Genomic DNA, 8,667 nt, shown 5'->3' with positions numbered 1-8,667 from the left:
GGTCCGAGCGACTCGGCCAACTCCACGGCTTGGTGCTTGAACTCATCGGTGTAGCTACGACGGGTGATACGGGACATAAGGGACCTCCAAGTGCGATCAAAGTATCGCTTCTTGGCGTCCGCTGACGGGGGGCCAGATCATTCATCCGGTTGGCTGATGAGTTGAAGTACGGTGGAACGCCGCCGACTCTGATGTGGGAGGCGTTCCGCTGGAACCGGCAGGGTGGTCGCCGCATTCACGGATCAGACTGGGCTTGGCGCGTCTAAAGCGCCCTCTGCGGACCCGGCATTCGCAGGGCCAGCATGGCAGGGAAAGGGCGCACTGTTAGAGGCCGATTTCATGGCGCGGGAGTCAGGCAGCCGAGTCCTGCCCTCCGATGAGTGCGCGCCGGGAGAGGAACCCGCTGCCATTGCGGAGCTCTGGCAGAGGTTCATCTACGCACCGGCCCCTAGCGCCGCATTGATCTCAGCGAAGGCCTTCTCAAAGCGCTCCAGCGTTTCATTGATGGCCGTAGTTTCCGCGGCCAGCACGTGCTGATTCTGGATGAGCCAGTTGGCGGGAGTGAAATGATCCAGGGGCGGAACGGAAGCCCCCATGACATTAAACAGTGCTTCGGCCTGTTTGACCTGGCGCGTCAGGGCACCGTCTTGGCTGAACTGCCGGGCGGAAATTTGCCCTTTTCCCTTCAGACCGTAGGCACCGTTGAGGATGTCGGCGAAGACGGCGGGTGCGAAGAAGTCCTCAATGTCGCTCTCCGCCTTTCCGGTGAAATCCGTGGCTACCAAGACGCCGGAAGTCTTCATGATCTGAGACTCCCTCAGCCGCTGCACCTTGCCTTTATCGCCATTGCCGTAGTCACACAAGGCGACCATGTGGATGCCCTTGCCAGAGAAGAGCGAGGCGAACGATTGCACTTTGTCTATGCCGCCTGTGGGGCAGATCACCCACCGGCTGTCCAAGCCTTGGCGCTTGCGTTGCTTGAGCGCGTGCGATGCCGCCTGAAGATAGAGCACATCCGAAGGTCCTTCGACCAACAGGGTATGCGCTCCCACAAACAGGCTTTGGGTAACCTCGTAACCGAGATGGGCCTGAAGGGGGAACAGCGTGTCCTGATCGACGCTCAGGACGTCCGCGGAGACCTGTGTGCCCTTAACGGTGGGGCGGCGACGCTGGTCGTAGGTGACAACGTCCTCGACGACGCGAACGTCCGCAAGACGATCGGCCGGCACCATAAAGGGCGAGTGGGTGCTGTAGATGACCTGGGGGTCGGGGAGTAGACGCTCAATGATGTAGCGGAGCAGATCAGCTTGCGCCTTTCCATGTAGCGTCAATCCAGGCTCATCCAGAAGGATGATCGCACCGGGGTTCCTCTTTCGCATCTGCTTGAACTGCGACAGGAAGGAGAAGAACCAGACGAATCCGGCGCTGCGCTCAGACAGGGGCACCGAAACCTTGTGGTTGTCATTCCGAATGCGGATTTTGGCAACAGTCCCGCTATTGAAGGGGGCGGGATCCTCGGAGAGGCCTTGGGCAAGCGCTATCTCTACACTGAGCGCGTCGTTCTGACTCCAAAACTCGAAGATCTCATCGGTAATTTCATTGGAGGCGGCTTGGCAACGTGCGTTGAGCTCTTCCAGGCGTGTGCTGGACTGCAATTCGCTGACCGACGTCCCGGCGTACTCGAGGAAGTCGAGGAAAATCTGGTCACCCGGGGAGATCGTCGCGCCGCTTTGGGTGTCACGAGACAGCTTGTCCAGCGATATCTCCCCGGACATGCGATCAAAGTGAGAGGTATAGAAGAACGCCGGCATCCTTTTCTGCAGGATATCGATGGCCGCCAGCACTGGTTTCCCCTTGCGGAAGCCGCTGATGGACCGCTTGACCGCCTGCAATTGGTCAGACGGCTCGGGGTGCGCATCTATCTCGACCACGAGTCGATCCAGCAATATCTTGGAAAACTTCTCCCGCTCCTCGCCTGCCACACCGTGCTGGTCGAGCAGAAACGCGCGCACCACGTTGGGATCGACGTGAATGCTCCAAGTGCTGTGGCCACTGTAATCTGTCGTTACGTCAACGGTCGTACTACTTAACGCGCCGGCACCCAGGACGTCGGCGACCGCCTTTTGGTCTTCGTGGCTGAGCTCCCAGGTCAGGGTGGCAACCGGTGCGGGTTCGTCGTCGTGGCGTTCCTCATACCGCGTGAGGAAGCGGCGGGGGTAATCGTGCACCGTGTCGTAAGCAAACTGGTCGGCGATGGGACGGGTACCAAACAACGCCGTCAGAATTGCAGTCTTGCCCGCCTCGTTCTTACCGACCAAGCAGGTCAGCTCTCCGACATCGAACGTTCCGGAATCCTCTGCAGAACGGAAGTTTCGGATCCGTGCCTTGACTAGCTTCATGCTGCCCCCTGATTCCTGCCGTGGATGGTGCGCGTCTTGTGCAGGATAGGGCCCGAGCGGGGCACATTCAACGCGCACTGCTGGCCGCTCGGGCCGGAGGCTCAGTCCTCATCCATCAGGCGCGCGGCGGGGTTGCTGCCGACGCCGCCCTGCTGGAAATATCCGATCACGCTGGCCACGGAGCGGTGATCGGTCATCGCCATCAGCGCCGGCAGGGCCACCCCACGCCGCGCACCTTCGGTAACAAAGCCCGAGCGCAGGCTGTGGCCGGCAAAGTCCCCGTCCAGACCGGCCAACCGCGCCCGGTCCTTAACGATGGCGGCGACCGCCTTGCCGCTGAGCGCGCCGCCCAATGACCGTGGCCAGACGCGCCGGAACAGGGGGCCGTCGGTAATCTCGGCCATGTCCAGCCAGTCCTGCAGTGCGGTGGCTGCCTCTCCCAGGATGGGCTTGTCGGGGCTGCTGCCAACCACTGGCCCGGACTGCAAGGTTTTTCCGTGATCCAAGCGATAGGTGTAGCCGCCTTCGGGCAGTCGGGTGAGGTGATTCACCGTCGCCTCGGCGACTTCGCTGCGGCGGCGCCCGCCGCTAGCAAAGGCAAAGTAGAGCAGGGCGCGATCGCGCTTCCCCTTGAGCGAGGTGTCGCAGGTGACCGCCATTGCGCGCAGATCTGCGGCTGACAGCGCGGTCTTCTTGGCCGGGCGCTCGCCTCGTTTGTGAGAAGCCCTGCGCCCCTTGGACAGTAGGGTCCTCACGGCGCGATCCTCGCAAGGGTTGTCTTGGCGGGCCTGCTTGTGGGCCGCCGACAAGACCGCCACCCGGTGGACCAGGCTGGAGAACGCCAGCGGCCCAGGCTTCTTCTTCAGGCCCGCATGCACCAAGGCACTATCCAAGTCTGCAGGCAGATCCCAACGAAGCCCCAAATCGCCTGAGCGCCCCATGTGATCCACGATGAACTGAACCACTGCCGCCGGGGGGACGGGTAGGGCGATGGGCCTGCCATAGCGCCCTTCGAACCAGCCCGCCCAATAGCGCAGGGCGCCGGCGTAGCTGCGAATGGTGTTAGGCGCTTCGGCCTCCTGCAGGATGTCTCGCACCGCTTCTGCGGCGGAAGTGGCCAGCCGCTCCGGAACCAGCCCCGAAACGAGTTCCCCTGACGCAGCAGTGATATTATTCATATGTACTATGTATTGTGCACTATGATTAGGTTGAGCTACATCTGATAAATATGCCTTATCAGACATGGCCTGCCAATTCTCACCGTTCCGCAGAAGGACACCCAATGGCCAAGGGCATCAGCGAACTGGATGTGCACCAGGCAGCGGACGACATCATCGCCGCCGGCGAACGTCCCACCGTCGAGCGAATCCGAGCCCACTTGGGCACCGGCTCGCCCAACACCGTCACGCGTTGGCTGGAGACCTGGTGGCAGACCGTAGGCTTTCGCCTGCGCCAGCGCGCCATTGAGGCGGCGGTTCCAGGCATCCCAGAGCGGGTAGCTCACCTGAGCCAGCGTTTGTGGCAGGCCGCGCTGCAGGATGCCGGCGAGCTCGCTCAGACCCAGCTGGAGTCGACCAGGCACGCACTGGAGGAACGCGAGCGCCTGCTGGAGGAGGACCGGGTGGCCCTGACGCTGGCGATTGAGGCCAGCCAGAAGCGCGAAAGGGAGGCTCAGGTCCAGACTCAGGCCGCCGCCACCACCGCGGAGCAGTTGGCGGCACAGGTCTCCCAGATGACGGCACAAGTACAAGACCTGCTGCGCCAACGCGATGGAGCCTATGGACGGGCGGAGCGACTCGAGCAGGAACTGGATGCCGTACGCCGCAGTCTGGGCGAGGCCGCGGCCGCTCACGAAGAAGAGAGGAGGGCGCTCCAGGCGCACGTCAGGGCAGTGGAGGATCGTGCCCATACGGAGGTTGACCGGCATCGCCAGGCGTTGCGGTCAGCCGAGCAGGAGTGGGGGCGGGAGCGCATGGCCTTGGCCACCTCATTGCGAGAGAGCGAGCAACAAGCCATTGCTGCTGCCAACCGCGAGCAACAGGCATTGCGCCGACTGGAAGGCGTGAACGCGCGGGCTGATGGCTTGGAGGCGCAGCTGACGTCACTGAAGGAAACCACTCGGCAAGTTACCGAGGCACTCCGACAAGGGAGAGCGAACACGGCAACGCCAAGCAGGCAAAGCAAGCCACGCCGCACCGCGCCCAGAAGAGTGGGCGAGCCGACACAAGAACCCAATAGCAGGAAATCTAAGACTTGAGGCCATCCATTCGATCAAGGCTTCTTTCCCCGAAAGACTTGGAGGACGTACACGCCCCCCCAAAGTTCATCCTCGACCGCGCCCGAGAGCACGGCGCGACAGGCCCCGTACGAACGGTAGAAACCAGCACGCCGGAGGAGGAACGCCATGAAGCAGGGAAGAACTGACAGAGATTGGGCGGTGGTCGCTGTGATGACCTTTGCCGCAGGAGCCGTCTTGACTTGGGCACTCATGAGCAAGCCGAGTCCCAAATCCGCCACGTTAGCGCTTGACTGGCCGGCGTGGGTGCAAGCGATCGGCAGCATCGCAGCCATCATCGCCGCGGGACTGATCCCCCTTTGGCACGCCAGAGTCAGGAGACGGGAGGTCACACAGTCCCTCATAGAGCTGATTTCCTATGCGCGATTTCCAGCGACACTGATGCTGGCGCAGTTCGAGGGAGGATTCGGCGGCCCCCGGCTGATCTTGGCGCATCTGATCCAGCTTCATAAGGCTTTCGATTCAGTCAACTATGTTGACGTGCCGAACCGATCCTTGGCGATTGCGCTGCAGCAATCAGCAACGGCTGTGAGTGCACTTAAGGAGATCCAGGAACTCTTTCTGAGAAAAGAAGAGATGAAAAAGGGGCGGGGGAGCGAGATCGTTAAAAAGTACCTGCTCATGCTCGATAGAGCCGTCGAAGAAGCAATCAAGGCAACCGGTCAGCGGCCTCGAGACTTCAACTACGACACAATCGTGCTGCCTAATGAATAGCCCATGCAAATGCTGTTCGTTACAACTACGCGGTAATAGTCACAAACCTCTCTCTAGTAATCCACTGCCGAGGGCTATCCGGCAAATCGTGCGGAGTCGGAGGGAGTAGCTGGCGTCTGAACGGGGGAACTCGCCTGGCGATGTAGCAGGGGCCTGGTGCACTGGACTGTAATAGAGCAGTTTCACTGTCACCGCGCCTTGTTACGGTAAAGAACCTCCGTTACATTCGCTGCTATGAACGACCTCGACGCCGCAGCCCGCTATCTTCAGGGTCTACTACCCGACATGGTCGGTGAGCTCGAGCCCTGGCCCAGCTCCAAGACGCGCGGCTTACCCCACTTCCTCGCCACCCTATTCGGCCTGGCCGAGCTTGACCTGCTCGGCCACAGGGTGCTGCTGGCCACCGTCCCGGCGCAGACGGAACCGTTGCCACCTTTGCGGCTGATCGCGCAGGTGCATCGATTGGCGGAAAAGGCCGGCTTGAGGGTCATTCTCGTGCTCTCCGGCGTTTCGCCCTACATTCGCTCCAAGCTCATCGAGTCTCGGGTGGATTTCGTTGTGCCTGGTAGCCAACTGTTCGCTCCGAGCTTCCTGATGAGCTTACGCGAGCGCGATTCGTCTCCAAGGGTGCTCACATCCGCTGGGGAGCGGTTGAGCCATCCGGCACAAGCGGTTCTGATCGCGGCCCTGTTGCGGCCCGACTTGGAGGAGCGCGGCATCCCTGGCAGCGTCCCGTGGGTGCCGCTCGACCTGGCGCGCGAGGCAGGCTACTCACGCATGACTGCCTCGCGGGTCGCCCGTGAACTGGTGGCGGCTAACCTCGTCAGCGCCCAGCGCGAGGGGCGGGAGACGAAGCTACGGTTCTTGAAAGCGCGCCGCTCCTTGTGGGCGGTCGCGCTGCCGCGGCTGCGCTCGCCGGTGCTGCGCACCACTTGCATCGGCAAAAGTGGCTTGGACATGCTGCTGGCCGATCATTGTCGTGCTGCGGGAGAAACCGGCCTGTCCGTTCTCACCGAACTGGCGGCGCCATCGCGTCCGATCGCTGCGATCGGACGAGACTGCTTCCGTCGGCATCCGGAGCCGGAATGGTTTCCCGTGGCCGGCGAGGGCTATGCAGACGTGCAGCATTGGGCGTACTCCACCCGCCTGGGTGGCGCGGGCACCGTCGTGGACCCGTTGTCGCTGTACCTGTCCTTGCAGGGACAGGGCGACCCGAGGCTGAACGGCGCGCTGCGGGACCTGCTCGATGAGGTCTTCGTCTGATCGCAGGCGCGCGGGAGCTCGGCGAGTGGTGCCTGAACTCCGGTACCAGTCCGCGGTCATCGGGGCCGTTGCGCTGGCCGTCGTAACGCAGGAAGCGAAGCGGCAAGTGGGGCCACGAAGGATCTGGAACGTGGTGCTGAGCGTGGAGGCGCTGACGCTTGCGTTCGGCCAGCGGTTCTCGGGGGGATATCGAGGCAGCGGCTACGAGGTGCGCCAGCCCTCGGACCGACACTCAACGTTCTATCGCTTCCGGCGGCCTGCGCCCAGAAACTGCAGGAGTGGCCGACGGGTCGTTTCGACCTGATCGTCTGCAGCGGGATGGACGACTAACCCGGGCCGGATGCCCTGCTCGAACTGCGTGACGGTGCGCATGGGGCGACGAAGGACGGTAGCCTGCTGGTGGCTTGCCAATGGCTGCCCATCCTTCAAGTAGCAATGCCTTGGGCGCATGCGCTGGCTAGGATTGTGCCGCGCTGAATCTGCTTCTGGCCGGCAGACGATCACCCTCGAAGTCGCAGGGCTAGGACAACTGATCTCAATCATGGAGGGATAGATGTGGCCTAACCCTTAACAACTCCGTGAGGGCGGCTTACATCGCATCCACAGTGATGCCATGAAGGATCATTGAAGCATGCTGGGACGCAAGTTTGTCCAGCGCAGGTGCATGCGGACTCGAGGTCCCGAACAGCTCGTGGAACAGCACACCCATTACGATCGGAGCCATGATTGAAAAGGCCATGAGATTTGAGTCGCCGGCGCGGACGGTCCCCTTGGCCTGCGCCCGCTCGACAGCGCTTGCCACCAGCCGGATCATGCGAGATGCAACTTCGTCATGCCAGATCCTCGCAAGCTCAGGAAACATTCGGCTCTCCGATAGCACCATTCGCAATGCTGCAGACAAGCGGGCATCGCCACCTGATGAGACCGCTCGCTGGAGGAGCGTCGGGATTAGCTCCTCAATCGACCCGTCGAAGGTCGCCTGTGCCGTCTCAAGGCCTTCCAGATTTGTGGAGATCAACTGGCGCGCTGCGGCTCGAAACAGCTCTTCCTTGGTTTCAAAGTAGAGGTAGATCGTGCCCTTCGCGACTCGTGCGCGCTTCGCGATATCAGAGAGCTTTGCGGCAGCAAAGCCGTTCTCAAGGAAAACATCTACCGCAGCGTCTACAATCTCGAGCGGCCGCGCCTCCTTGCGACGACTCCACTTAGGTTGCATCTCGCTCACGTGCTCAATCTCTTGCCCATGCGGGAATCCCAATAGCGCTGCAGCTCGTCTAGGGACTGCGTTGGCTGTGCCAATCCCACCCAAGTGTCAGGCCGCAGAACGTAGACAGCGTCCTGCTGACGTCCAGCGCGGCCATGTTCTTCGTGCCAGGTAAACTCGCGAAGAGCCATGCCGCGGCTGTCGCACCAGCCCTTTAGTTCAGTACTGGCTCGTCCATAGACATGGACCTGCCAGCCGATTTGCTCTGAGATCGCGTAGTTGTCCTCACCACGCGTCTTCACCCAGGGCAGGCGATCGCCGCCTTCAATCTTTCCAGCCTTGCCCTGGCTCAAGGGGCTATGCGATCTACAGCATCATCATGATCAACGTTGTCTTCCACGTGATCCCGCTGATTCTCGGGGTCGGCTACGGCGCGGGAACGCTAACTGCGATCATCATCTTCATCCCCCTCTGCGCTTGGATGATCTACACATCCTTTGGCGCGGGTCGTATGAGCTATCGAGCACTAGCCCTTTTGGTTGGTGCGGGAGTGTTGTTCCATGCCCTACTCACTATTCCGATGATTCTCCTGCTGCAAGGTGCAATCTCAGAGACGTCCGTAGTCATGATTCAGGTAGCCAACCCCTTTGTGCTGATGGTCATCTTGTCGGCGGCGGAGCGCTCGCGCTTGAGCATGCCGGCAAGGCAGCGTCGGCCAAGTGCCTCTCGCTAGCTCGAGTCTTCTTCGGCGCCTAGTCAGACCTCCCATCCCGTCTCGCTCACGCAGCCGCTTC

Annotated in this window: 8 protein-coding genes; 4 read left to right on the top strand and 4 right to left on the bottom strand. The window is 61.7% G+C overall.

Annotated features, from left to right (window positions below; translation table 11 throughout):
- Nucleotides 1–434 precede the first annotated feature (434 nt).
- Together AC5P5V_RS14305 and AC5P5V_RS14300 are read right to left on the bottom strand one after the other, a co-directional pair.
- Nucleotides 435–2,399 (bottom strand): AAA family ATPase, encoded by a 1,965-nt coding sequence (locus AC5P5V_RS14305; protein WP_049402765.1) that lies wholly within the window; start codon nt 2,397–2,399, stop codon nt 435–437.
- 101 nt (nt 2,400–2,500) lie between these two features.
- Nucleotides 2,501–3,577 (bottom strand): site-specific integrase, encoded by a 1,077-nt coding sequence (locus tag AC5P5V_RS14300; protein WP_495215916.1) that lies wholly within the window; start codon nt 3,575–3,577, stop codon nt 2,501–2,503.
- Between the two features lie 104 nt (nt 3,578–3,681).
- On the opposite strand from AC5P5V_RS14300, the gene AC5P5V_RS14295 reads away from it, so the two are divergent.
- The 3 genes from AC5P5V_RS14295 to AC5P5V_RS14285 all read left to right on the top strand — a co-directional run bounded on the left by AC5P5V_RS14295 (nt 3,682) and on the right by AC5P5V_RS14285 (nt 6,672).
- Nucleotides 3,682–4,656 carry a DNA-binding protein gene (locus tag AC5P5V_RS14295; protein WP_049402764.1) on the top strand — a complete coding sequence of 325 codons (975 nt, stop codon included), beginning with the start codon at nt 3,682–3,684 and terminating at the stop codon, nt 4,654–4,656.
- Nucleotides 4,657–4,803: 147 nt separating this feature from the next.
- Entirely contained in the window at nt 4,804–5,409 is a 606-nt protein-coding gene (locus tag AC5P5V_RS14290; RefSeq protein ID WP_100442041.1) for a hypothetical protein, read from the top strand.
- A gap of 234 nt (nt 5,410–5,643) precedes the next feature.
- Complete coding sequence (locus tag AC5P5V_RS14285) at nt 5,644–6,672, top strand: hypothetical protein (RefSeq protein ID WP_049402763.1); 1,029 nt, start codon at nt 5,644–5,646, stop codon at nt 6,670–6,672.
- A gap of 589 nt (nt 6,673–7,261) precedes the next feature.
- Here the strand turns inward: AC5P5V_RS14285 and AC5P5V_RS14280 are convergent.
- Together AC5P5V_RS14280 and AC5P5V_RS14275 are read right to left on the bottom strand one after the other, a co-directional pair.
- On the bottom strand, nt 7,262–7,885 hold the full coding sequence (locus AC5P5V_RS14280; protein ID WP_043033616.1) for a TetR/AcrR family transcriptional regulator: 624 nt from the start codon (nt 7,883–7,885) through the stop codon (nt 7,262–7,264).
- 5 nt (nt 7,886–7,890) lie between these two features.
- Nucleotides 7,891–8,226, bottom strand: a complete 336-nt coding sequence (locus AC5P5V_RS14275) for a hypothetical protein (protein WP_043033500.1) — start codon at nt 8,224–8,226, stop codon at nt 7,891–7,893.
- A 26-nt stretch (nt 8,227–8,252) separates the two neighbouring features.
- Here AC5P5V_RS14275 and AC5P5V_RS14270 point away from each other — a divergent pair, with 26 nt between their 5' ends.
- Nucleotides 8,253–8,606, top strand: coding sequence for a hypothetical protein (locus AC5P5V_RS14270; RefSeq protein ID WP_043033501.1), 354 nt, complete (start codon nt 8,253–8,255; stop codon nt 8,604–8,606).
- Nucleotides 8,607–8,667: the final 61 nt, after the last annotated feature.

The sequence above is a fragment of the Stenotrophomonas sp. YJH_SMC_130 genome, from assembly GCF_059369035.1.
Note: the sequence above shows the minus strand (reverse complement) of the source record. Positions and strands in the feature narration are given on the sequence as shown.